Annotated in this window: 23 protein-coding genes; 5 read left to right on the top strand and 18 right to left on the bottom strand. The window is 34.0% G+C overall.

The annotated features are described in order from the left end of the window. Nucleotides 1–98 precede the first annotated feature (98 nt). A complete protein-coding gene (locus E0F98_RS12295; protein ID WP_132111896.1) occupies nucleotides 99–461 on the top strand; it encodes a cupin domain-containing protein in 363 nt (120 codons plus the stop codon). A 23-nt stretch (nucleotides 462–484) separates the two neighbouring features. On the opposite strand, the gene E0F98_RS12290 is transcribed toward E0F98_RS12295, so the two are convergent. Continuing rightward, nucleotides 485–1,843: an FAD-dependent oxidoreductase gene (locus E0F98_RS12290; protein WP_132111894.1), complete on the bottom strand. Its 1,359-nt coding sequence runs from the start codon at nucleotides 1,841–1,843 to the stop codon at nucleotides 485–487. Between the two features lie 61 nt (nucleotides 1,844–1,904). Next, on the bottom strand, nucleotides 1,905–4,295 hold the full coding sequence (locus E0F98_RS12285) for a penicillin acylase family protein (RefSeq protein WP_132111892.1): 2,391 nt from the start codon (nucleotides 4,293–4,295) through the stop codon (nucleotides 1,905–1,907). Nucleotides 4,296–4,474: 179 nt separating this feature from the next. Between E0F98_RS12285 and E0F98_RS12280 the strand changes: the two genes are divergently transcribed. Continuing rightward, nucleotides 4,475–5,113: a flavin reductase family protein gene (locus tag E0F98_RS12280; RefSeq protein ID WP_132111890.1), complete on the top strand. Its 639-nt coding sequence runs from the start codon at nucleotides 4,475–4,477 to the stop codon at nucleotides 5,111–5,113. A gap of 96 nt (nucleotides 5,114–5,209) precedes the next feature. On the opposite strand, the gene E0F98_RS12275 is transcribed toward E0F98_RS12280, so the two are convergent. Continuing rightward, nucleotides 5,210–5,626 (bottom strand): YMGG-like glycine zipper-containing protein, encoded by a 417-nt coding sequence (locus E0F98_RS12275; protein ID WP_132111888.1) that lies wholly within the window; start codon nucleotides 5,624–5,626, stop codon nucleotides 5,210–5,212. 195 nt (nucleotides 5,627–5,821) lie between these two features. On the opposite strand from E0F98_RS12275, the gene E0F98_RS12270 reads away from it, so the two are divergent. Then, entirely contained in the window at nucleotides 5,822–7,384 is a 1,563-nt protein-coding gene (locus tag E0F98_RS12270) for a hypothetical protein (protein ID WP_132111886.1), read from the top strand. 50 nt (nucleotides 7,385–7,434) lie between these two features. Here E0F98_RS12270 and kynU read toward each other — a convergent pair whose 3' ends face one another. Beyond that, nucleotides 7,435–8,709, bottom strand: a complete 1,275-nt coding sequence (gene kynU / locus E0F98_RS12265; RefSeq protein ID WP_132111884.1) for a kynureninase — start codon at nucleotides 8,707–8,709, stop codon at nucleotides 7,435–7,437. Nucleotides 8,710–8,879: 170 nt separating this feature from the next. On the opposite strand from kynU, the gene E0F98_RS12260 reads away from it, so the two are divergent. Next, entirely contained in the window at nucleotides 8,880–9,614 is a 735-nt protein-coding gene (locus tag E0F98_RS12260; RefSeq protein ID WP_132111882.1) for an SIMPL domain-containing protein, read from the top strand. A 191-nt stretch (nucleotides 9,615–9,805) separates the two neighbouring features. Here the strand turns inward: E0F98_RS12260 and queA are convergent, their stop codons facing one another. The 13 genes from queA to E0F98_RS12195 form a co-directional block, all read right to left on the bottom strand. Continuing rightward, the gene (gene queA / locus E0F98_RS12255; protein WP_132111880.1) at nucleotides 9,806–10,855 is read right to left on the bottom strand and encodes a tRNA preQ1(34) S-adenosylmethionine ribosyltransferase-isomerase QueA; all 1,050 of its coding nucleotides are present in this window, start codon (nucleotides 10,853–10,855) and stop codon (nucleotides 9,806–9,808) included. Between the two features lie 190 nt (nucleotides 10,856–11,045). Then, nucleotides 11,046–12,269 (bottom strand): 3-phosphoshikimate 1-carboxyvinyltransferase, encoded by a 1,224-nt coding sequence (gene aroA / locus E0F98_RS12250; protein ID WP_132111878.1) that lies wholly within the window; start codon nucleotides 12,267–12,269, stop codon nucleotides 11,046–11,048. Between the two features lie 99 nt (nucleotides 12,270–12,368). After that, nucleotides 12,369–12,695, bottom strand: a complete 327-nt coding sequence (locus E0F98_RS12245; protein ID WP_132111876.1) for a nucleotide pyrophosphohydrolase — start codon at nucleotides 12,693–12,695, stop codon at nucleotides 12,369–12,371. A 212-nt stretch (nucleotides 12,696–12,907) separates the two neighbouring features. Beyond that, entirely contained in the window at nucleotides 12,908–14,422 is a 1,515-nt protein-coding gene (locus tag E0F98_RS12240; protein WP_132111874.1) for an ATP-binding protein, read from the bottom strand. A 20-nt stretch (nucleotides 14,423–14,442) separates the two neighbouring features. Further along, nucleotides 14,443–14,826, bottom strand: a complete 384-nt coding sequence (locus tag E0F98_RS12235; RefSeq protein WP_132111872.1) for a DUF7793 family protein — start codon at nucleotides 14,824–14,826, stop codon at nucleotides 14,443–14,445. Between the two features lie 2 nt (nucleotides 14,827–14,828). Continuing rightward, entirely contained in the window at nucleotides 14,829–15,224 is a 396-nt protein-coding gene (locus E0F98_RS12230) for a DUF7793 family protein (RefSeq protein ID WP_132111870.1), read from the bottom strand. 3 nt (nucleotides 15,225–15,227) lie between these two features. After that, a complete protein-coding gene (locus tag E0F98_RS12225) occupies nucleotides 15,228–17,642 on the bottom strand; it encodes an aminotransferase class I/II-fold pyridoxal phosphate-dependent enzyme (protein WP_132111868.1) in 2,415 nt (804 codons plus the stop codon). A 171-nt stretch (nucleotides 17,643–17,813) separates the two neighbouring features. Continuing rightward, nucleotides 17,814–18,266, bottom strand: coding sequence for a D-aminoacyl-tRNA deacylase (dtd, locus tag E0F98_RS12220; RefSeq protein WP_132111866.1), 453 nt, complete (start codon nucleotides 18,264–18,266; stop codon nucleotides 17,814–17,816). Between the two features lie 46 nt (nucleotides 18,267–18,312). After that, a complete protein-coding gene (gene rsgA / locus E0F98_RS12215; protein ID WP_132111864.1) occupies nucleotides 18,313–19,290 on the bottom strand; it encodes a ribosome small subunit-dependent GTPase A in 978 nt (325 codons plus the stop codon). Between the two features lie 188 nt (nucleotides 19,291–19,478). Further along, nucleotides 19,479–20,561 carry a bifunctional 3-deoxy-7-phosphoheptulonate synthase/chorismate mutase type II gene (locus E0F98_RS12210; RefSeq protein ID WP_132111862.1) on the bottom strand — a complete coding sequence of 361 codons (1,083 nt, stop codon included), beginning with the start codon at nucleotides 20,559–20,561 and terminating at the stop codon, nucleotides 19,479–19,481. A gap of 69 nt (nucleotides 20,562–20,630) precedes the next feature. Continuing rightward, nucleotides 20,631–21,488, bottom strand: a complete 858-nt coding sequence (locus tag E0F98_RS12205; protein ID WP_132111860.1) for a prephenate dehydrogenase — start codon at nucleotides 21,486–21,488, stop codon at nucleotides 20,631–20,633. Then, on the bottom strand, nucleotides 21,489–22,637 hold the full coding sequence (locus E0F98_RS12200) for a pyridoxal phosphate-dependent aminotransferase (protein ID WP_132111858.1): 1,149 nt from the start codon (nucleotides 22,635–22,637) through the stop codon (nucleotides 21,489–21,491). A 78-nt stretch (nucleotides 22,638–22,715) separates the two neighbouring features. Beyond that, a complete protein-coding gene (locus tag E0F98_RS12195) occupies nucleotides 22,716–23,543 on the bottom strand; it encodes a prephenate dehydratase (RefSeq protein ID WP_132111856.1) in 828 nt (275 codons plus the stop codon). Between the two features lie 548 nt (nucleotides 23,544–24,091). Between E0F98_RS12195 and gldA the strand changes: the two genes are divergently transcribed. Beyond that, nucleotides 24,092–24,991, top strand: coding sequence for a gliding motility-associated ABC transporter ATP-binding subunit GldA (gldA, locus tag E0F98_RS12190; protein ID WP_132111854.1), 900 nt, complete (start codon nucleotides 24,092–24,094; stop codon nucleotides 24,989–24,991). Between the two features lie 126 nt (nucleotides 24,992–25,117). Here the strand turns inward: gldA and E0F98_RS12185 are convergent, their stop codons facing one another. Further along, complete coding sequence (locus tag E0F98_RS12185; RefSeq protein ID WP_132111852.1) at nucleotides 25,118–25,576, bottom strand: RodZ family helix-turn-helix domain-containing protein; 459 nt, start codon at nucleotides 25,574–25,576, stop codon at nucleotides 25,118–25,120. Between the last annotated feature and the right edge of the window lie 49 nt (nucleotides 25,577–25,625).

The raw sequence follows: 25,625 nt of genomic DNA, 5'->3' as shown, positions 1-25,625 counted from the left end.
TTTATACGAAAGCAAAAGAAAACTAAAGGTTTATTACACGCTAGATAAAGTAATAGAACTTAGAAAAGTGTAATTAATCTTTAACTAGAAAATATACAATGAAAAAATATTTTATTCAAAGTACTCCATTTGTTGTACCAACAACAGATGGAAAATTGATTGAAGAGCACCACGGTTTAGCGACTACAAACAATCCCGAAATATCGATTGCACACATGATCGCACCTCCTAAATGGAGTGAACCTTTTCAAACTCCAGAATTTGCAGAATACACCTATATTATAAAAGGAAAAAAACAGTTCATTATAGAGGAAGACACCATAATCCTAGAAGCCGGACAGTCTATAAAAATTGAAAAAAATACGCGGGTTCAATACTCAAATCCATTTGACGAGCCTTGTGAGTATATTGCCATATGCACTCCCGCATTTGACTTTACTAAAGTACATCGCGAAGAATAAATAAAACAGTCAGGAATTAAACTTTAATTCCTGACTGTTTCTTTTTCAGATAAAAGTTCTAAAATCTTATTTTCTACGTCTGGAGAATCCCACACGCTTTCTATGTTTTTCATTTTTAAAACTTCCTCCATAATAGCATTTTGATCATCCCCGATAGCTAATGCTTCAGTATATGGACGGTCGCTAAACGTGACTCTACTATAAAGTGGAATCCACTTATCAGGATGTTTCTCAGAGAACCAGTTTTCAATCTTTTTTTGTAGTAGGAATTTATCGTCAGCTGTTTTAGAACTCATCTCCATGAAATTACGATAAGAGAGTTCTGCAATAGCATCAGCATTAGGCTTACGCGATTTTTGGTATTCAGAAAAAATCGACAACCAATCATCACCATATTCTTCCATCATTTCGTTAAGAACTGAAATGTCTTCAAATCCAGCATTCATACCTTGTCCGTAAAAAGGCACGATAGCATGACATGCATCCCCTATCAAGGCAACCTTATCATTATAAGTCCAAGGATAACATTTCATAGTCACCAATGTACTTGTTGGATTCTGGAAAAAATCTTCCGTTAAATTTGGAATAACGTCAATAGAATCAGGGAAATTCTTTTCGAAAAACAATTCTACATCTTTTATTTCGACCAATGATGCAAACGAATTTTCTCCTTCAAAAGGCATAAATAAAGTACAGGTAAAACTGCCATCCAAATTGGGTAACGCAATCAACATATATTCGCCACGAGGCCAAATATGAAATGAATTTTTATCTATTTTATGCGATCCATCAGGATTTGCAGGGATATTTAATTCCTTGTACCCAATATTTAAAAACTCTTGAGAATAGTTAAACATACTTTGGCGCTGCATGCGGTGACGAATTCTGGAAAAAGCACCATCAGCACCAAAAACCAAGTCGTATTTCTTTTCCTGCCAAGCTCCTCTTTCTGTTTCTCCAATGTGCAAAGTAGCTTCCGACAAGCTAACATCCCAAATTTTCTGTTCGAAGAAAAATTCTGCTCCAGCTTCTTCCGCCAGATCGATCATTTTTCTATTTAAAGCCCCTCTTGAAATTGAATAAATGCTCTCCCCTTCTTGACCGTAATTTTGAAAATTAAGCTTGTCAACCAAATGAATAGCGCGTCGCCCCATGGGTATTGCGATTTCCTGAACAGAATCCCCTATACCAACACCATCCAAGGCTTTCCAGCCCCGTGTAGACATTGCTAAATTTATGGAACGACCCGAAAATTGAATTTGCCTAATATCTGGACTTCTATCATATATGTGAACGACGTGTCCTGCTTTGCGTAAGTAAATAGCTAATAAAGATCCGACTAAGCCAGAACCAACAACTGCTATCGTTTTTGGAGTTTGCATTATTTTCTTTAAAAAGTTAGGCTAAAATACTGATTTATTACTTTAAGGCCTTTAAAAACCCCTAATTTTTAACTGGTTTAAATATTAATTTTGTTGAAGTTTTAACAATCTCGCCCTCATTTAGCAACATTTTCCTGAAATTCCCCGCGTTATATATTGCTGCCTGATCGTTGTAATGCCTGCTTAATAAATTCCCTGATTGCCCAGTAGGCAAAACATTCCAGCTGTTTTCAATATCCGAAAAATCGATTACTCTCCTAGATGACGGACCTCCTTTTACTACATATTTTACTTCATTTGTATAATCAAACATTTGGTTATTGATGACTTCATTCGAACCATCAACTTCATAGGGACCAACGTTAAATACTTTTCTCAACATAGCTACTTTGCCCAACGGATGCTGGTATTCTACAACATGAACCTTACTCCAATTCCAAGCAGAAATTGATTCTCCTAGTTGATTTTCTAATGCAGCTATCGCCTCTTTAAATGACTTCGAAATAATCTCTGATGGAGTTTCCTTTTTGTTTGTCGTTTTAATATTGTCCCACCAAAGCGAATTTTCGTTAGCACTTTGTTTCGCGATTAGTTGCTTCATTATGTGCGTTGTTAAAAACTGCTTGAAGCCTTCTTCTCCTAACTCGTCTTCAAAAGTATTTTTTAGATAAAAATAAATCCATTTATTGTAAATCGTGGGGGCAACATCTAATTTATTATTCGTTCCTTTCCAAGATTTTAAAACAGCAACCGCTTCTTTTTCATTATTCGAAAGTGAATTCGTATTTAGATTCGAAATTAAATTCTTAACTACATCTGGCGCTACGGATGAAGTATTATCAGTGATCATTTTACCAACCGATTCTTTATCCCAATTTGATTTTGGATCTAACAGTTGGGTAATTCTTTTGGCTCTGTCTTCAGGTAAATAATAACCTGGATATAAAACTCCATCAATCGCTTCGGGTTGATTGTTTGCAGAATATACGTAGTTCCATTCCGGGTTTTCAGCCGAAGGATTTTTGGAGAAATCCAAATAAGCTGCAATATCATCTTTTCCAGAAGCGCCATCCAAAATAAAATTAGGATTTACTCCTTCCTTATGTTTGTATAGTTTGCCCGTTGCCCACCATCCTATATTACCTTTAGCATCTCCATACATCACATTTAGACCTGGAGCCGCGATTAGACTCACTCCTTTCTGGAAATCAGCCTTAGTTTTTGAATGTGAAAGCATATAAACTGCTTCCAGAATTTGAATGGGTTGCTGAGTATAAATCCAAGACATAGCCACTGGATTCTTGTTATCCAAACCATCAATTAAATCATTCATGACAGGACCATGAAGGCTGATTTTTAAATTTAAAACCACATTAGAACTGTCTTTTACTTTTATAACTTTTCTCCTAATCTCATAGTCATTATAGCCGTTCGCTGTCTTATATTTATTAGCATCATTAGGATCATTCTGCTCTTGATAGAAATCGATATCATCATTTTCAAACATAGTCAAACCATAAGCATATTCACGGTTATGCCCTAACAATGGATACGGTGTTCCTGCAAGATAACAACCATACAATTCAAATTCTGGCGTTACAATGTGAGCTTCGTACCATGTTCCTGGTTGCGAAAAACCAATGTGCGGATCATTGGCAAAAATAACTTTCCCGTTTTTAGTTTTCTCTGGCGCAATCACCCAGCTGTTACTTCCTATAAAAGGCGGAATTGGTGCTTTATCTAACAAGGATGCAATTGACTTTGAAATCGCTGCATATTCTTGCGGTCTCTCTTTTGCGGTTTTTATAATTGTAGTATTTAACGAACCATCTAATCCAAAATCCTTGAGATAATCCATTCCGTATTTATTTCGAATATCAGTCAATAACGGATCTGTTTTATGTGCCATGGCAAAACTGAATGACATGTATCCAAAAATATTATAAACGTCTTTAATTGTGAATTTCTCTTTCTTCACACCAAGTAACTGAAATTCGATTGGACTAGCCCCTTCTGCCATATATTGATTAATCCCGTCCAGATAGGCCATTGTCCCCTTGTAACTTTCACTGTTTTTATCCAAAGATGCAATCGCTTTTAGAGAAGCCTCTTCGATACCAAGACCAGCAAAAAACTGATCATTCTTTAAAGTCACATTCCCAAAAATTTCAGACAAACGGCCTGGCGCGATACGCCGCATCAGTTCCATTTGCCACAATCGATCTTGAGCATGCACATAACCTAAGGCTGTCATCGCATCTTCTGCATTTTGGGCATAAATATGCGGAATTCCGAAATCATCAAAATGCACCGTAGCTTCTTTCTGAATGTTTTTCAATTGTAATTCCCCTTCATATTTTGGTTTTAAGTAAAAACCATACAACATCAATCCTACGATTAGAATTGCAACGAACGAAACTATAACGAGAAGGACTTTTTTAAATATTTTCATAGAGGTATTTTGAGACTAACAAATATAAATAAATTGCGATGCATTTGAACGAATTGTATTTCATTATCGAGATCACACGGTTGACCAACATTTACTTTACAAAATAAAAATATAATTTTGTTTAATTATATTTCATTTTTAATAAACAAAATTTACATTTGTGGTAAATACTACTCAAGATGAAAGAAATATCAATACAAGATCTATCCGAAATGGGAAGAGTTCAAAGACTAAACCTAATCAACTCCTGTACGGGCTATAAATCGGCGAATTTAATTGCTACACAATCCCTGGACGGGATTAATAATGTTGCAATCTTTAGTAGCGTTACACATTTAGGTAGTGATCCCGCTTTAATTGGACTGATTGTACGTCCCACGACTGTTCCTAGAGATACCTACAAAAACATCAAAGAAACAGGTTATTTTACAGTTAATCACGTTACTGAGAACATGATTGCTGATGCTCATCATACATCGGCAAATTATGAAAGTAATATATCAGAATTTGACAAGACAAATTTACAAGAAGAATATAAGGAAAATATAAAAATACCTTTCACTAAGGGAAGTCCAGTGCAACTATACTGCAAATATGTGAGTGAATATTATATTAAGGAAAACGATACTATTCATGTTATTGCATCAATAGAAAAATTATACTACAACGAAGAACTAGCAAATGAAGATGGCTGGTTGCAAATTGACAAAGGAAATGTAGTTGCCCTAAATGGATTAGATGCCTATTGCTTACCGAAGTTAATTGATCGTTTTCAATATGCACGAAAAGACAAGCCTACTGAATCTTTTCCTAAATAAAAACAGCGGAACATATACGATATTGAAATAAACAGAAAGAGTGCTTAAGTTCCCAATTGAACTTAAACACTCTTTTAAAAAATGATTATTCTTTTATTACTTTTTGCTTCCGTCAATAATAGCACCAGTTCCAGCTCCAACACCAGCTCCAGCTAAACCACCAATTATTGCACCCTGTCCTTTTTTCTTACTTATAATCGCTCCGGTTGCAGCACCTACTCCAGCCCCAATTACAGCACCTTTAGCCGTACTACTCCACGCTTTTCTTTGGGTTGTTGTCGTTGTAGTTGTATGCGTATTAGTATTAGTTCCTGGCTGATTAACAACTATAACTTCTTTTTGAGTCTCTACCTTTGCCATCTCAATCTGCATAGAGTCAATTACTTTTTGTTTTGCAATTTCAGTTTTCATTGAATCGATACTAACCTGTTTTGCCGCTTCAACATCCATGCTTCCTTGATTTTTACAAGAAATAATAAACAAGGACAATGCTATAAGATATAATGCTTTCATAATTTTTACTTTATTAATTTATATATTACAAAGAAACGGCTATAAAACACGAAACGATTTACATTATTAAATTTATTTGTTACATAATTAATGTGTCAATCAAAAACCTCTATTAATAGTTCTTATTTTTATAGCACCATAATACTGAAAATAAGATGAACCTTCATTTTAATATTTAGAACAAAAATAAAACTTATGTCTCTATTAAAAAAAATAGCACTCCTAGTCTTTAGTCTCGTTATTTTGGTTGTAATAATTAATGTTGGACTTAACTTTTGGCTCAATAAAAAACTTCCCATCATTATTTCAGACAAGAATCCAACCTCGTATACTATTACTTACAGTAATTTAGAAATTAATCTTTTATCGAAAAAAATAAAAGCTTCAAAATTAATAATTGCTCCAAAAACGAAACAGCTAGAAAACGGTAAAAAACTAAATATCTATTCGAAAATAGAGTCAATTGAAATAAGTGGATTTAAGGTCTGGGACATCCTTTTTAACGATCGCATCAAAGCGAACACTATTATCATTACAGCACCCGAAATTGTTGTCGAGAAAGATTCTCAGAATGCTATTAACAATTCTAAAAATTTAGGTTCTGCAGTGGTGAAACCATTTCAAGAAATCATTATGGTTTCAAACATCATCCTAAATAGAGGCAAGCTTAAAATCATGAATACAACAACTGACAAACCTATATTGAGCCTTAATAATATTAATTTTAGAATAAACAACATTATTGTAACTGATGATTTATTACAAAATAAAATCCCCTTTTCTTATCAAAACTTCGCCATAAAAACGGACAGTATTTATTACCGATTAAACAACAACTATCATCTTAAAGCCTCAAATTTAGTAGCTTCAGACAAAGATTTTAGTGTTGAAAAATTTGAAATGATTCCGGAATATAGCCGAAGTCAATTCACTAATAAACTAGATAAAGAAAAAGACCTTTTCACACTACGGTCCGAATCGATTAAAATCAACAATATAGATTGGGGTTTTAAAGATGACAAACCATTCTTCAACGCTAATTCAGTTATCATAGATCAATTATCAGCAAATATTTATAGAAACAAACTACCGCCCGATGATTTAAGCAAAAAACCATTATATAATGCACTACTTCGCGACCTAAAATTTCCACTAAAAATTGACACACTTGCTATAAGAAATTCCCTTTTAGTTTATGAAGAAGAAATAAATTTCCAGAAAGGACCTGGAAAGCTCAGCTTTAATAAATTTAACCTTAAAGCAACCAATATACAAAGTGGTTTTCAACAAAAGAAACTAGCTGATGTCGCTATTGACATCAATTGTAAATTCATGAATCACTCACCTCTAAAGCTACACTGGACGTTTAATGTTTTGGATCAAAAGGATCACTTTACCATACATGGGAATGTATCTAATTTAAAAACAAGTGATCTAACCACATTTACAAAACCCTATCTCAACGCCACTACACAAGGTATAATTGATGAACTCAAATTTACCATTAAAGGAAATGATTTCAACTCTTATGAAGACGCATCCCTAAAATACCATGGATTAAAAGTTACTTTATATAGAAAAGGAGCTCCTGAAAAGAAAAACAAGCTAAAAAGTGCTCTGGCTAATTTAATTGTTAAGAATGATACCAGTGGTCAAACCATTAATACTACAGCTACCGTCGAACGCGACCAAGAAAAGTCATTCTATAATTTCTTATGGATTAACATTGCCGCAATATTGAAACAAATCATAATTTAAAGATAAGAAAAAACACCGCTTGATTACTCAAACGGTGTTCTTGTCTATATTTATTTTAAAATTCCCTCTTTCAAAATCTGCCCAAAATCATACATATCTTCAAAAGAACAGTACAAAGGAACTGGCGCTAACCGAATCACGTTAGGTTCTCGCCAATCGGTGATTACTCCGCTTTTCATTAAATAGTCAAATAAACTGCGTCCTTCTCCATGAAGTAGAACAGATAACTGGCATCCTCTTTCGGCTGGATTCGTTGGTGTAATTATTTCGAAACTACTATTGACTTCTTTGTCGATTTCCTGAAGAATAAATTCTAAATAGGAAGTGATTTTATCTCTTTTTCCAATAATCGCGTCCATTCCTATCTCGTCAAACATTTCTATTGAGGCCAAATAAGGTGCCAAAGAAAGTACTGGCAAATTACTTATTTGCCAACCGTCGGCCCCATGAACGGGATCAAAAGTAGGCTCCATCTTAAAACGGCGTTCTTTGTTGTGTCCCCACCAGCCAGCAAATCTTGGTAAGTCAGGATTGTTGTGGTGTTTTTCATGAACGAAACATCCAGAAGCATTTCCCGGACCTGAATTCATGTACTTGTAACTGCACCAAGCAGCAAAATCCACATCCCAATCGTGTAATTCTAATTTTATGTTTCCGGCAGCATGAGCTAGATCCCAACCAACTATCGCACCTGCATCGTGTCCAGCGGAAGTGATTGTTTTCATGTCAAAAACTTGACCTGTATAGTAGTTCACTCCGCCTATTAAAACTAAAGCCAGTTCATCTCCTACTTCCTTAATTTTCGCTAATACATCTTCTAATCGAATATTATGCTCGCCGTCACGTCGTTTAATTTCTACAATGGCATCCTCAGTTTTATGTCCGTGAAAATGAACCTGACTTTGAAACATATATTGATCTGAAGGAAATGCTTTTTCTTCACAAATGATTTTGAACCTCTTTTTTGTAGGTCTGTAAAAGGAGACCATCAATAAATGAAGATTCACCGTTAAAGTGTTCATCACCGTAACTTCTGAAGGAAGTGCTCCAACGATTTTACTCAATGGTTCAGCGAATCGTTCGTGATAGTCCCACCAAGGTTTTTCGGCATAAAAATGCCCTTCCACCGCAAGATTTGCCCAGTCATTCATAACTTCATCGACATAAGCTTTGGTTCGTTTAGGCTGCAATCCTAATGAATTTCCTGTAAAATAAATTACTTTTTTATCATTCACTTTTGGAAAAATAAATTCGTCTCTGTATTTATTTAATTTGTCTTGTGAATCAAGTTGTTTTGCAAATTCTCTAGTATTTTCGAAAGTCATATCTCTAATTTAGTTCTGTAAAAATAACTAATAATTATTCCTACACAAAGTGACACCACTTTATTTTCAGAGTTACAAAAACTCAAATGCATAAGCCGAAGATTACTTCTCAACATTCCAAATACCGTCTTTATTTTATGTATATTTACTGGTATTAAAATCCAAAACAAATGCTAAAAAACAGTCTAAACGTAATTATCCTTTCAATAGCCTTAGTAATCTCTGCTTTTTTGTTTTCGAATGCTTTCCAAAACAGAAATAAAAGTAACGACACCATTAGCGTTACCGGATTAGGAAAAACAGATTTCGTATCTGATTTAATTGTATGGACTGGATCTTTCTCAAAAAAGAGCAGCACCTTAAAAGATGCTTATGCATCCCTGGACGCTGACCGTGAAAAAATTAAAAGCTATTTATCTGCCAAAGGAATCCCTTCTACTGACATTGTATTTTCGGCAATTTCTTTCAACAAGGATTTTGAGACTACTTACAATGAAAATGGAACCATCAGACAATCTATTTTTACGGGCTTTACATTAAATCAAATTGTTACTATCCAGTCCAAAGACGTAAATAAAATAGAAGATATTTCGAGACAATCCAGCGAATTAATTAACACTGGAGTTGAGTTTTACTCGAATGCTCCCGAATATTATTACACTAAACTTGCGGAGCTAAAAATAAAAATGATTGCTGAAGCTACAAAAGACGCTAGCAACAGAGCTAAAAGTATTGCTGAAAATGCCGATGCCGGTTTAGGCAATCTAAAAAAATCTGACATGGGCGTTTTTCAGATTATAGCGCAAAACTCGTCTGAAGATTATTCTTATGGAGGTTCCTTTAATACCAATTCCAAAAACAAAACTGCCACCATTACAATTAAATTAGTGTATCAGGTGGATTAGATTTTTCAAAAAAATATCATTTTACACTTAGAGTTGCGTGAGGGATAGTCGTGGAAATCCTTTTTTATAATGAAGCGCTAGCGAAATATAAAAAAGATTGTAACAATAGCCCGACCCTTTTGGGGCACGCCCCAAAAAAAAAATCTCGCCATTGCTGACGAGATAATTAGTGAATTAATCCTTTATTTTTATTAGATGATCAACATAGCATCACCATAAGAATAGAATTTGTAATTTTCTTTGATTGCTTCTTCATAGGCTCTTTTCATTAAATCATGTCCACAAAATGCAGAAACCATCATTAACAAAGTAGATTTTGGCGTATGAAAGTTGGTAATCATACAAGTAGGAATTGTAAAGTCATGAGGAGGGAAAACAAATTTGTTTGTCCAACCATCAAAAGGATTTAGTGTTCCATGTGAAGAAACTGAACTCTCAACAGCACGCATCGATGTAGTACCTACAGTACAAATACGTTTTTTGCGGGCTTTTGCGTCATTTACAATATCACAAGCTTCTTGAGTGATTTTTAATTCCTCAGAGTCCATTTTATGTTTAGACAAATCCTCAACCTCAACAGGGTTGAAAGTACCTAAACCAACGTGTAGTGTAACCTCGGCAAATTTAATTCCTTTAATTTCTAATTTTTTCAATAAATGCTTAGAGAAGTGTAATCCTGCAGTAGGCGCCGCTACAGCTCCTTCTTCTTTCGCATAAATTGTTTGGTAACGCTCCGCATCTTCTGGCGTAACGTCTCTGCTTATGTATTTTGGGATTGGAGTTTCTCCAAGTTCCGTCAATTTTTTTCTAAATTCTTCGTAAGAACCATCGTAAAGGAAACGCAATGTTCTTCCACGAGAAGTTGTGTTATCAATAACCTCAGCTACTAATGAATCATCGTCCCCGAAATACAATTTGTTCCCAATTCTGATTTTACGTGCTGGATCTACTAAAACATCCCAAAGACGTTGTTCAGCGTTTAGTTCTCTAAGTAAAAAAACTTCAATTCTTGCACCCGTTTTTTCTTTGTTTCCGTACAAACGTGCCGGGAAAACTTTGGTATTATTCAAAATTAAAACATCGCCATCGTCAAAATAATCGATAACATCTTTGAACGTTTTGTGTTCGATAGTTTGCTTCTTACGATCAACAACCATTAAACGAGCTTCATCTCTGTGTTCAGACGGAAATTCTGCCAGCAATTCTTTAGGTAAATCAAATTGAAAATGTGATAATTTCATCTTTATATTTTTATTTAAAAGTTTAAACCACAAGGCCTACTTATTTAGCCTTACAATCAAACTTATTTAAGAATGCAAATATACGACTGTGAGATAGGCGTTGTCAAGTGTTTTGCTGTTTAATTTAAACACAAAAGCACAAAGTGCAAATACATTAACTGTGCACCCGCGTAAACATTGATAATTATGCTTATAGTTCCGTGATATTAAAGTCTAAACTTTTCAAATCTTCCCAGAAATCAGGGTATGATTTAGATACAACCTCGGCATTTTCGATTATTATTGGCACTTTTAGCGCCAAAGGAGCAAAAGCCATCGCCATTCTATGATCGTTATAAGTAGCAATTTTAATATTCGGATTAATAGAATTTGAAGCTACAAGCGTCAAACTTTCATTTGTCACCGAAATGTCAGCACCTAATTTTGTAAGCTCAATTCTAAGTGCTTCTAGTCTATCTGTTTCCTTAATTTTTAAAGTATGAAGCCCTGTAAGATGACAGCCAATACCTAGTCCAAGACAAGTAACAACAATCGTCTGTGCAATATCTGGCGTATTATTTAGTTCGAAATCTACATCGGCAAATCTAAAACCAGGAACTTTAGTCAAAGTCATTTTATTCCCTTCGAAATGAGTTTCAACTCCTAATTGCTTGTAAATTTCTATCAAAGCGGAATCTCCTTGCAAACTCGTTTCTTTATAGCTACTCAAAGTAATTGAGGCCGTTTCTGACAAAGCCACTAAACTAAAAAAATAAGAAGCCGAACTCCAATCGGATTCCACAGTCATTTCTTTTGGCTCTACTGCGGCTTTGGGAAAAACTTTAATTGCATTTCCTTCAAAGCTTGTTTTAATATTTAAATCGTTTAGCAAAGCCAAAGTCATCTTGATGTATGGCACAGAAGTTATTTCGCCTTCTAATGTCAATTCTAAACCATTTTCTAATTTTGGAGCCACTAACAATAAAGCCGAAATATATTGACTGCTTACATTCGCAGGAATATTTACCTTAGAAGCGGTTATCTTTTGTCCCTTGATTCGAATAGGTGGATATCCCACTTCTTTTTCATAGGAGATTATTGCGCCAAGTTGTTCCAAGGATTCCACCAAAACTTTTATAGGGCGTTCTTGCATTCTAGCAGAACCAGTCAACACGACTTCACGTCCCTCGTTTACTGCGAAAAAAGCGGTAAGAAATCGCATCGCAGTCCCTGCATGATGAATGTCTATCACCTCATCGCTTCCTTTTAATGCCTTTTGCATCACCTCGCTATCATCAGAATTTGAGGTATTCGCTAAAGTTATATATGGGAACAATGCTTGTAACAATAACAAACGATTGGTTTCGCTTTTTGAGCCAGTTACAGCAATTTGAGCTTTTAAATTTGAATGGGTAGTTTGTAACAGTAAATTCATATTGTAGTAGTGAGTGATGGAATTAGAACTATGATCTGTATAATTCAAGCGCGCAATTTACCACTCCTCCCTTATAATTCATAATTTATAATCTACAAATTATTTCAGTTTTTCATTGTTTTTGTGACGATCCTTATCTCGCAGTGATTTAAAATCCATTTTCTTATCGAATGCAGCCTGTAAATCAATTCCGGTTTGATTTGCAAGACACAAAACCACGAAAACAACATCAGCTAATTCCTCGCCAAGATCTTTGTTTTTATCGCTTTCTTTCTCTGATTGTTCACCGTAACGGCGCGCTATAATGCGAGCTACTTCACCTACTTCTTCAGTAAGTTGTGCCATATTGGTCAATTCGTTGAAATAACGAACGCCGTGCTCTTTAATCCAGTTGTCTACGTCTAGTTGGGAATTTTTTAGGTTCATTTTATATATTTTTAAGGAATTTTATTTAATCTTGTTTATCTAATCGTAAGAAGCATTTGCTGAAGTAATCCTTGAGGAAATTATAATTTGGATATAATAAGCCGAAATATCTGTTCTACCGAAAAAACTTCTACTCTTATCTCCTAAAGCAATATTTAGCACAAATTGAAAAAGTCTACATTATGTTTCTATTTAAATTAACATCAAACCCATTAAACACTATTTCCCTTATCCACTAGTTCTAGTATGACATTATACAACTCCTCCGTCTCGAAAGGCTTAGACAAGTATCTATTTATTCCAACTGAAGAACTTGACTCAACAATAGATCCTGTTACAACTGCAGTTAATGCAATAATTGGAATATTTTTTTTAGTCTCATCTTCCAGATTACGAATAATTGAAGTAGCTTCATATCCATCCATTATAGGCATCATTATATCCATTAAAATAACATCAAAATCAAGCTTCTTAACTGCCTCAACAGCTAAACTACCATTGCCTACTGTAACACATTCAAAATTGAATTTTGATAGAATCTTTTCTACCAAAATTTGATTAATACGATTATCTTCCGCTAAAAGCACTTTTATCTTGCTCCCGCCACCAACAGAAATTACTGGTTTATCTCTAGCTATTGAGGATATAGAAATAACTGAATTAGGATTCCCTTTAGAAAAAGGCAAGTTTACTGTAAATTTCGTACCAACATCAAGTTTACTTTCAACCTGAATTTGACCATTCATAATGTCGATAATTTTCTTTGTGATAGTTAATCCTAAGCCAGTACCGCCATATTTTCTAGAAGTATCATTGCTTACTTGAATAAATGGATCAAAAATAGTTTCAATCTTATCTGAAGGCATTCCTATTCCTGAATCTTTTACTGAAACTTGAATACGGTTAAACCCTATCTCCTCTCTATCAAATTTAATCTTTATTCTAATTTTTCCTTTTGCGGGAGTAAATTTAACAGCATTACTTATTAAATTAAATAATATTTGAGAAACACGAATAGAATCCCCATTAAGAATTACAGGAACTTTTTTATCTATTGAAATTTTAAAATCAATCCCTTTTTCCTGTATCTTAAAATAAAAAGTATCATATATTAACTGAGTAAGTTTAGATAAATTAAAGGGTTTTTCATAGAGAGTAATTTGTCCCGATTCAATTTTTGCCAAATCCAAAATGTCATTGATAATCACCAGAAGAATATCTCCTGACATCTTTATGTAGTCTAATTGTTTTTTACTATCGACATCTAATGAAGTATTATTTAGCAATAAATCCGTAAATCCTAAAATCCCATTGAGAGGTGTACGAATTTCGTGGCTCATACTAGACAAAAATTCATCCCTTGCCATAGCCAACTGTTCAGAACGATTCTTTTCCTCGACTAATTTCTTATTTATTGCTTCTAATGAATTTTTAGAAACCATCACCGCTTTTAATTCTTCAATATAAGTATTAAACCCCATACAGAAGACATCTAATTCATCCTGTGAATCTGAAATGGATAAATAATTAAAAAAATCCCCTGAAAAACAATCGGAAATATGCTCAATAATAGCATTGGTCCTATTCTTTTTGGACTCTATTTTTTTTGCCAAAAAAAGCAATTCTTTATGAACATCATCTAAACTGTCTCCATAGGTTAGCTGTTTCTGAAACTCATCTTCATTGATGGAACGAACCAAAGTTAATATTTCTTCTAATTTAGACATCTTTTACTCGTTTTATGACCTTAGTCTTTCTGTTCTTTCATCTCATTAAGCCATTTTACAGCAGCGGTTTCTGAGGAGAATATTTTAACAGGAATTCTTCGTTTTTTCATTCGATTAAAAACGTTAACTATAAATTTCATTAAATGGGAATTTACAATCATAGCGCAAGCATACAAAAAATCCTCCCCATATTCATCGATATATTTCTTGGCTTCATCAGATGTATCTTTTAGATTTCTAAGATCCATGCACCAATATTGATGTTGATTATTTGAGATAGTATGCCTTAATTCTATTGCACATTTCGCAACTTCTAAGGTCATATCAGTAGGTTTTTTAAAAGCACTAAATAATATCCCGCTATCAATCCAAAGTTTATAATCCGCATTTTCAATCATTGCCATTCTTAAATACTATTAATTTCGTTCTTAGCTTTTATTTCCAAGAGCCATTCCGTTGCTTTTTCTTCATTTGTAAATATCTGAAATGGAATTTTCGATTTTTTTAATTTTAGAAATGTATTAAATAAAAATTTCTGAATATGTGAATTTATAACTAAAGCACATGCAAACAAAAATTCTTGACCATGAATATCTACATAATCTCTGCATTCTTTAGAAAAACCATTTGCTTCTTTAACATCATAACACCAATACTGATTGTCATTATTCGAAATAACATGTCTGGTTTCTATTAATTTTTTTATTTTATCTAAATCAAAATTCACTTCGCATTTAAATTTACTATACAAAATTCCATCGCTAACCCAAAAACGGATAAATTCATTCTCTAATTCTGTCATATATCAACCTTTTTTCATGTTCGACATTGACTCTATTAACTCCATATTAAAAGTATCATCTAATTTAATAAAAGCATGCAAGGGAATGGTATTGGCTCCATATTTTTGCTTTTCATAATCGGCAGAATATCCTAAAAAAACTTTTTCTTTATTTAAATCATTGGCTCTTTTTACCAATTGATAAATGGCTTGCTTATACAGATTCAATGATTCAACATACTCGTAATTCAATCCCATAATTAATGGAGAATAATGCTTGTCTCCCCTGAATGACCAAACGCAGCAGATTGTCTCATCACCTCCTTTTAATTTAATATCCATAAATTCCCAATCTTCATATTTAGAAAGTATTTGGGTTATTTTGGTCGGATATTTAAAATAATTAACGGCATGATTGTCTTTTTTAACGTTTTGAAATAAATTATAATAATGTTCCGCTTCTTGACTCGTTATTGTGTTTTTAAACGTAATATCGAATTGATCTTCGTATTTTAAAACATATCTTTCAATATTTCTTTTATTGTTTTTTGACGGAATCTGACTGAGAAATTCCTCGTTCGTTTTCCAACTTTGAATTGGAATTACATTAACATTTGGCATATTTATTTTAACAAAGCCTTCGTTTTCAAAATGTTCCATATATTTAAAATCGGACTGAAAATCTCTTAACATCACAACCTTTGAATCAGTAGCTTTTTTTAATTTTTCGACCTCAACAAAGAACCCACTCAAAGCTTCATTCACCAAAGGATGTTTTTCATTTACAAACAAGTGATTCCCCTCAGTAAACAATGAACCCATAGCCAATGTTTTTGAACATAAATAATAAGGATCCTGCTCTCTTTGTTTTTCAATTTGTTTAGAAACATTTTCCAAAGCCAGCATATCGTCTTTGTAAAGGCCACTCGTAAAAAATGTAGCCAATACTATTTCATTACTTTCATCCTTTATTACCACATAATGAAATCCCCAATTTTCTTCTATCTTTTCGTTATTTGAAAAAATTTCTTCAATACATTGCAAACCCTTGTGCGAATAACTACCATTATCCTTAAAAAAATAGTCCCATAAGTGAGCTTCTATTTCATTAATACTTTTATATATTTCTACAAAAATCTTCTGTGACTCAACTGGCTTTATCGTTTTCGCACCTTTAAAAGGAACATTAAAAGTCTTATAGATTTTCTCTAAATCTTCATTTTCCTCATCAACTGCAATTTTAAAGTTTCTACCTATTGAACTTACTAATTGATCAATATGCTCTTTTGTATTATGTCTCGTAAGCGTAAATCGCAATCCTGTTTTATCATTTGGCACAACTGGGAATGTCGCCGTATTGACATACAATCCGTCAGCCAAAACACGCTGAACCAGATTTTGAGCTACCTTCACAGAGCCCGTGCCTATAAAATAAATTGGCGTTTCATTTGAAGAAGTATTGGTCAAATTAAGCTCTTCTAATTTCTGATTCAAATACTCCATCGAATCCTTCAACTCTTTTTGATAGGTATGAATTTTATCTGAAAGTAAAAGCTCTGCCGAGCCAATGGCTGCACCAACATTAGATGGAGACAAAGGATGCGTATAAGCCTGAATTCCACCATAAATATTAACTTTCCTATGCATTTCTGCATCATTAAAAACAGCGATTCCTCCAATACATCCAAAACCTTTGGCCAATGTACTCATCAAAATCACCCTTTCACTATGCTTGAAATGTTCAAACACAGTTCCACATCCGTTTACGCCAGTCCATCCCACACCGTGAGCATCATCAAAATACAAATGAAGTTTTGGATATTTTTCTAGCAAATAAAGAAGCTCCGTTTTATGAGGCAAATCACCATGCATGGAATAAACTCCATCGGCCATATACCAAATTTTATCGTATTGGTTATAGCCTCTTTTTATGAATTCTTCTAACATTTCCATATTATTATGGCGAATCATTTTCACCATAGTCCCCTGCAATTTTGCAAATTGACAAGGATATTGCACACTGTAATGCACTTGTTGGTCCAGGATAATTAAATCACTTGGTTGAATAATAGTCCCAATTACCGATTGATGAGCAACCGAGGTCGAAGTAAATGTTATTACAGGATGGTTATCAAAAATAGTACTAATTAAATTTTCTAATTCATCTTGATATGATGCTTTGACATACGTTCTTGAAATGGAGAAATGAGAACCATATCTATCCAATAACTCATGACTTTTGGCTAAAATATGCGGATGCTTTTCTAATCCTAAATAACCGCAAGTACCAAAGTTGATTAATTCCTTATTGTTTATTTTTAAAAATTCTCCATTAAATTCTTCTTCCTGAGAAGAAAGATGCATTACATTATTTTTTTTTCCAGTTGTAGCTACATGATCGATTACATCATAAGCACTAGTGTGTTTGATTTTTGCCAAAATTTGAGGTTATTAAGTTAATAGATTTGGGGAAATCTTACTTCAAATATATAAAAAAAACACTGTTTAAAAAAGTTAGCCTTTCTTCAAAAAAACACATATGACTGAATAACAAACAAATAGTTTTTCAAAATGAATTTTAATTGAGAATAATCGTATAAAACTAAGAAGTCACTCCCTGTTTTTACTGTCAATCAATATTGTAACAGGCCCGTCATTCAGAAGACTGACTTTCATATCAGCGCCAAAAACACCTGTTTGCACTTTCTTAGCTAATACAAATTCAATAGATTTTACAAATTTTTCATAAAGTGGAATCGCAATATCTGGTTTTGCCGCTTTAATATAAGAAGGACGATTGCCTTTTTTGGTAGATGCGTGAAGTGTAAATTGACTCACTACAATTATATCACCGTCGATATCCTCAACTGATAAGTTCATGACATGATTTTCATCATCAAAAACACGTATTTTAGTGATTTTCCCCACTAGCCAGTCAATATCTTCCTGACCGTCTGAATCTTCGATACCAACAAGAATTAATAGACCTTTTTGTATTTCGGCAACGATTTTAGAGTCTATTGTTACTGAGGATTGTGAAACTCTTTGAATTACTACTTTCAATGGTTTGGATTTTTATTATAAGAATTTCTCCTTTGAAGTTGGGAGTTTACTTTCTATTTTCATCACTTATAGCACGGTCTTCATTGTGGATGTCAGTACGATAATTTTCATCATCTCCTTCCAACAATTTAAGATAACTATTGTAACGCGACCAGGCTATTTCATCTTTTTCCAATGCTTCTTTTACAGCGCACTTTGGTTCGTCTTTATGCAGGCAATTATTAAACTTGCAATGTTCTTTTAATTTGAAAAATTCAGGAAAATACCCGCTTATTTCTGCAGGATCCATATCTACAACTCCAAAACCTTTAATTCCGGGTGTGTCTATAATTCGAGCATCAAAAGACAAATCATACATTTCAGCAAAAGTCGTTGTGTGCTGGCCTTGTTTACTGGCTTCTGAAATTACTTTTGTTTTTAAGTGTAGCGAAGGTTCCATCGCATTCACCAAAGTTGATTTTCCAACACCCGAATGCCCTGAGAACATACTCACTTTACCAATCATCATCTCCTTCAGTTGTTCTATTCCCTTCATTTCCGTCGAGGAAACGCGAAGGCATTTGTATCCAATTTCTTGATAGACATGTTGCATATACAATTGTTCCTCTAAGGTAGCTTCGTCAAAAGTGTCAATTTTATTAAATACCAAAATAGTTTCTATTCCATAAGCCTCAGCAGTTACTAAAAACCGATCGATAAAATTGAAAGTCGTTGGCGGATTATTTATGGTAACCAAAAGGAAAACGCGATCAATATTAGAAGCAATAATATGCATCTGATGCGATAAATTCACTGATTTTCGAACGATATAATTCTTTCTCTCGTGAATATTATGAATCGTTCCCGTTACAGTATCTGATGACTCTTCCAGTTCATAATCCACAATATCTCCCACAGCGATTGGATTTGTGCTTTTAATTCCTTTAATTCGGAATTTCCCTTTCATACGGCATTCTATAAAATCACCTTGTTCGGATTTTACGGTGTACCAACTTCCTGTAGATTTGTATACGAGTCCTGTCATTTTTATTTTTTACGATATTCTGCGTTCAATATGGCAATAAGTACTTATTAAATGCTTTGCAAAGATAATTGAATGTTTCACGTTTAAAGTACGATGTCTAAAGTTTTTGACCACGACACAATCTTAGATAAAAAAATCCCCACAATTCTTAAAAAAGTGGGGATTCATTCCATTCAATAAAATGCTAATTATGCATTAAGCACTTTGTCTTGATGATTAATACTCTCTTGGTGAATTGCTTTAAACATTTTTAAAACAAACTCTTCTGAAAGTCCTTTTTTCTCTCCTTCAAGAATCATTTTTCCTAGAATTTCATTCCAACGCGTATTTTGCAATACAGCAACGTTTGCATCTTTTTTAACTTGACCTATTTCGTCAGCCACTTTCATTCTTTTTCCTAACAAATCTAGTAGTGTAGCATCTAGCACATCAATATTTGCTCTCAATTTAGACATTTTAGAAGTGTACTCATCAGATACATCATTCAACTTTCTTACTTTCAAATCAACAAAAATTTGTTTCAGGGCAGTTGGAGTAACTTGCTGTGCAGCATCACTCCATGCATTATCTGGATCGTAATGAGTTTCGATAATCATACCGTCATAATTCAAGTCTAATGCTTCTTGCGTTACTTCAAGAATCATGTCACGATCTCCGGTAATATGAGATGGATCAATAATTAATGGTAAATCAGGAAACTTATTTTGCAATTCAATAGCAATCTGCCATTCTGGAATATTTCTGTATTTTGTTTTTTCGTAAGTAGAAAAACCTCTGTGAATTACTCCTAATTTTTCGATACCTGCATTGTATAAACGCTCCACTCCACCTAACCACAAAGATAAATCTGGGTTAACAGGATTTTTTACTAATACAATTTTTTTAGTTCCTTGTAAAGCATCGGCTAATTCTTGCATTGCAAAAGGGTTTACTGTTGTTCTAGCTCCCACCCATAATACATCAATATCATATTCTAAAGCTAGTTTTACGTGAGCTGCATTTGCAACCTCCGTTCCCATTAGCAATCCTGTTTCTTCTTTCGCTTTTTTCAGCCATTTTAATCCTATTTCCCCAACACCTTCAAATCCTCCTGGACGTGTTCTCGGTTTCCAAATTCCTGCTCTAAAAACACTTACGTCAGAATCTTTCAATTCATGAGCTATTTTCAATACTTGTTCTTCTGTTTCAGCACTACAAGGTCCCGCAATCACAAATGGGTGAGATAAATTGAAATCGTTCAACCATGTTCTCATTTCTTTCTTGTTTTCCATCTTTTTAATTATTTATTTTATTATTTTTTGGTGTTGTTCTTCTTTTGTTAATTCTTGTATTAATAGACATTAGGTCTTTGCATGCATACCATTCAAAATTTCTTTTATCCTATTTACACTTTCCATTTCTTCAAAAATTGCATCGTAATCATCATTTACCAGCAAATCCTTAAAGTGAGAAAGATTCGAAATATACTCTTCTAATGTCTCTACAACTTGTATTTTATTTTGTTTAAAAATAGGTGTCCACATCGCTGGCGAACTTTTAGCCAGACGAACCGTACTTTCAAATCCTGAACCCGCCATATCAAAAATATCTTGTTCGTCCTTCTCTTTATTTATCACCGTTTTACCCAGCATAAAAGCACTAATATGAGAGAGATGTGACACATAAGCAATATGCTTGTCATGTGCATTTGGATCCATATAACGTATTCTCATACCTATTGATTTAAAAAGATCTAATGCTCTTTCTTGCAATTTAAACGCAGTACGTTCTACCTCACAGATGATGTTTGTTTTTCCTTCAAACAATCCTTTTATTGCTGCTGATGGTCCCGAGAATTCCGTTCCTGCAATAGGATGCGTCGCAATAAAATTTCTTCTTTTAGGATGATTACTAACTGCTTCACATATTGGAGCTTTAGTAGATCCAACTTCAAAAACAATTGTATTTTTTCCAACGACATCCAACACTTTTGGCAGCACAACTAAAGCAACATCCACCGGAACCGATAGAATTACAAAATCTGCATCTACAATATCCTCAATCGAAGCAGCCGCGTCTACAACTCCTAAAACTAAAGCTTCCTGCATATGGCTTTCATTACTATCAATACCGTAAACAGTCGCTTCTGGGTTTAATGTTTTAATGTCTAATGCCATCGAACCTCCTATTAACCCTATTCCTATTATGTAAACTTTCATTTAATTAAATCTATCAATTGCTTCTTGTACCTTTTCTTCTTTTACACATAATGCAAATCGAATGTATCCTTCTCCGTTGCTTCCAAAAATGGTTCCTGGTGCGATAAAAATATATTTTTCATGTAAAATCTGATCAATAAACTTCTCCGCCGATGTAATTCCCTCAGGCAATTTAGCCCAAACAAATAAACCTACACCTTCCTTATACACTTTACAACCTAATTTCTCCGCAAGCTTTTCTGTTAAAACACGTCGTTTTTTATAGATTTCGTTCATCGAGTCAAACCACGTTTTATCGCTTTTTAAAGCCGCTATCGCTCCTTTTTGAATTCCGAAGAACATTCCGCTATCCATATTGCTTTTTACTTTCAAAATAGCATCAATAGCTTCTGCATTTCCTAGAACCATTCCCACTCTCCAGCCAGCCATGTTAAAGGTTTTACTTAAAGAGTTCAGCTCTAATGCAACATCCTTAGCTCCTGCTACCTGCAACAAACTCATCGGATTATCATTTAAAACAAAACTATACGGATTGTCATTAATCAGCAAAATTTGATGTTTTTTGGCGAAAGCCACTAACTTTTCAAACAAACCTAGACTTCCTCTCGCTCCTGTTGGCATATGAGGATAACCAATCCACATAATTTTTACTTTCGATAAATCTAATTTTTCTAAAGCTTCAAAATCTGGCTCCCAATTTGTATTCTCTTTTAAATCATAATAAACCGGTACCGCTCCTACTAAATTTGTTACCGAAGTGTACGTTGGATATCCAGGATTCGGTATCAAAACTTCATCTCCTTCATTTAAAAAAGCCAATGAAATATGCATGATTCCCTCTTTAGAACCCATCAAAGGCAAAATTTCAGTATTGGGATTCAAGGCTACGTTATAATTATTCAAATAGAAATCAGCCATGCTCGTTCTCAGTTCTGGTAATCCCTGATAACTCTGATATTGATGTGCATTTTCATCTTCCATCGCTGCTTTCACCGCATCAATAACTGATTGAGACGGACGTAAATCCGGACTTCCAATTCCCATGTTTATAATTGGCTTCCCTTCTGAAGCCAATTGCCTTACTTCTCTCAATTTAGACGAGAAATAGTATTCTTCAATAATGTCTAAACGTTTTGCTGTTGTAATCATGCTATTAAATTTCTCTTTTTAAGAGGTTACTTTCTTTATTATAAATTTCAAATTATGGTCTTATTACCTAAGACTTTATTACGGCTTTGTATTTTTATATTCTCCTAATACTTTAAAATATTCGGCCATAATTGCAAGCAATGATTTTGCTTTCACAAAGTCAGCATACTTTTCGAAGGTCACATCCACAAAAAAAGAATATTTCCATGGTGTTTCTATTTTTGGTAAGGATTGAATCTTTGTTAGATTCATTTTGCAATCACTCATTACGTTTAACACTGCCGCCAGACTACCACGCTTATGATCTAATTCAAATTTTATAGAAGCTCTATTAATATCTTCTTCTGGTATAACTGAGTTTTGTTTTTTTATTATTACAAAACGGGTCATGTTGTTTTTTATCGTCTGAATTTCCGGAGCTAAAATTTCTAAATCATACATTTCAGCGGCCGTAACACTTGCAATTGCAGCAATACCCTTTAATTGATTTGCCTGAATCCTACGAGCAGTTTCGGCTGTATCTTTATCTTCGACTAATTTAATATTTGGATATTTTTTAAGGAAATCCATACATTGTAACAAAGCCATTGGATGGGAATGAACCTCCACAATATCTTCTATTTTCTGACCTTTAAGTGCCATCAAATTTTGATGAATCCTTAAATAATGTTCTCCTATTATATGTAAATTGTTTTTGTCAATTAGTGCATAATTAGGAATAATAGGTCCCGCAATAGAATTCTCAATTGCCATAACTGCCTGATCTGACTTACCTGAAAGTAAATTATCTACCAGCTCTTCAAAAGACAAACACTCGTCTACTAAGACAGCTTGTGCGAAATATTCTTGTGCCACCTGATGGTGAAAAGAGCCTTTTATACCTTGTATTCCTATTTTCGCATTCATATTATTCACTTTTAAGCAAAAAAAAATCCCGATTTTCATCGGGATTGTATATTTATAATTATCAATTTAATTTTCTAATTAAATAACCATACGTCAATCCCTACCCTGTTCCCAGAAGAAATAATAAGTATTGCTAAAATAAAATCGGTTATTTAACATCGTGCTGTGCATTAATTTTATGCTAAAGTATAAATAAATTCGAGCACACCAAAAAAAAAATCAACATTTACCAAACAAAAAAGGAATTCTCCATAAAACATCTAATAAATTACACAATAGTTAAAAACAAGGCCCTAAAACATTATTTAAGCAATTGACATTAAATAGGTTCTATAACATAAATAGCTGTTTTTGTTTGAATTAAACTTTTGGGCTTTACAGCTACTTTTCTCTTGTCTTCGTTTTAACTCTAATTTGATAATTATAACTATCAAAAGCAGTTTAGCGTTACACATAAGGCAACTGTAATTATACATTTTTACATATTGTAATGTGAAAAATAATAAACGTCACTTTTTTCTGTTTACTTTTGCAACAAACACCACCTTATGTCAATAGAAGTAAATCAGATATCTAAAAGTTATGGTGCTCAAAAAGCATTAGATAACATTTCATTTTCTGTAAAGAAGGGAGAAATCGTTGGTTTCTTAGGTCCTAATGGAGCAGGGAAATCAACTTTAATGAAAATACTGACTACTTATCTCGCTGCCGATGAAGGTTCAGCCCTTGTAAATGGTCATGACGTAAACTCAAACCAGAAAGCCGTGCAGCTTTCCATCGGTTATTTACCGGAACACAATCCGTTATACTTGGATTTGTATGTTAGGGAATATCTAGCTTTTAATGCCGATATCTATAAAGTTGCTAAATCTCGAATAGAAGAAGTGCTAAAAATGACTGGTTTGACTGCTGAAAGTCATAAAAAAATAGGTCAATTATCTAAAGGATACCGTCAACGTGTGGGACTTGCAAATTCTTTACTGCACAATCCAGATGTTTTGATTCTAGACGAACCAACAACAGGTTTAGATCCGAATCAATTGATCGAAATCCGTAATGTTATTAAAAATGCAGGAAAAGACAAAACTGTTTTCCTTTCCACTCACATAATGCAGGAAGTGGAAGCAATCTGCGACCGCGTCATTATCATCAATAACGGAAAAATCGTAGCCGATAAAAAACTCGACCACTTAATTTCTGCCGATAAAGAACAAGTAATCGAAGTAGAATTTGATTATAAAATAGAGGAACAGGCTGTGGCCAAAATAGAAAATCTCGTTTCCTTTAAAAATACGCATGACATGATTTGGGAATTAACTTTCCTATCAGATAAAGACATGCGTCCTGCAGTATTTGACTTTGCTACCGCCAATGGTTTAAAAACCCTACAACTAAATCAAAAGAATAAGAACCTTGAAGCTGTGTTTAGAGAAATTACTAAGAAGTAGTTTTCAGCAATAAGTAAACTGCCTCACGTTTTTACAGTTCATTTCATATAAAAAAAGCTCGTTTAAAAATCAGATATATCTGGATTTTTAAACGAGCTTTTTTAATTATGCAAGTGTAATTAAAGTTTATTTTCCATCTAATGGCGCTCCCACAGGGATTTCACAACGATGACCTGGCTGTCCGTGTGGTGGATTCATCCCTTCAGCGGTAGGTGTAACTTCTGCCGAAGGCGCGGTATTGTTTACTGTATAAGTCGCTGCAGGAGCACTCTGCGGCTGACTGCTTTGCTGGGTCGTTGTAGCACTTGCTGGAGTTGTAGCCGCTGAATTTAACGGAGCGCCTACAGCAATATCACAACGATGTCCTGACTGGCCGTGTTGTGGATTCATACCTGCAGCAGCCGAAGCTCCGGGAGTTGGCTGTTGCTCTCCAGATGGGGATACCACTGGATTATTAGCCGTCGCTACATTCTGATAAAAAGGGACAACATTTGCTGGATTATTTTCAACCTGTTTTTTACTCTCATCTTTACAAGATGTTAACACAGTTAAAAAAATGAAGATGAAGAAAAATTGAGATTTCATATTAGTATATTTATTTTTGATATAGATCAAATATAAGGCTTTTTAAAAT

The organism is Flavobacterium hiemivividum, assembly GCF_004349145.1.
Taxonomy (GTDB): Bacteria; Bacteroidota; Bacteroidia; order Flavobacteriales; family Flavobacteriaceae; genus Flavobacterium; species Flavobacterium hiemivividum.
The sequence above is the reverse complement of the archived record's forward strand: the minus strand, read 5'-3'. Positions and strand labels throughout refer to the sequence as shown.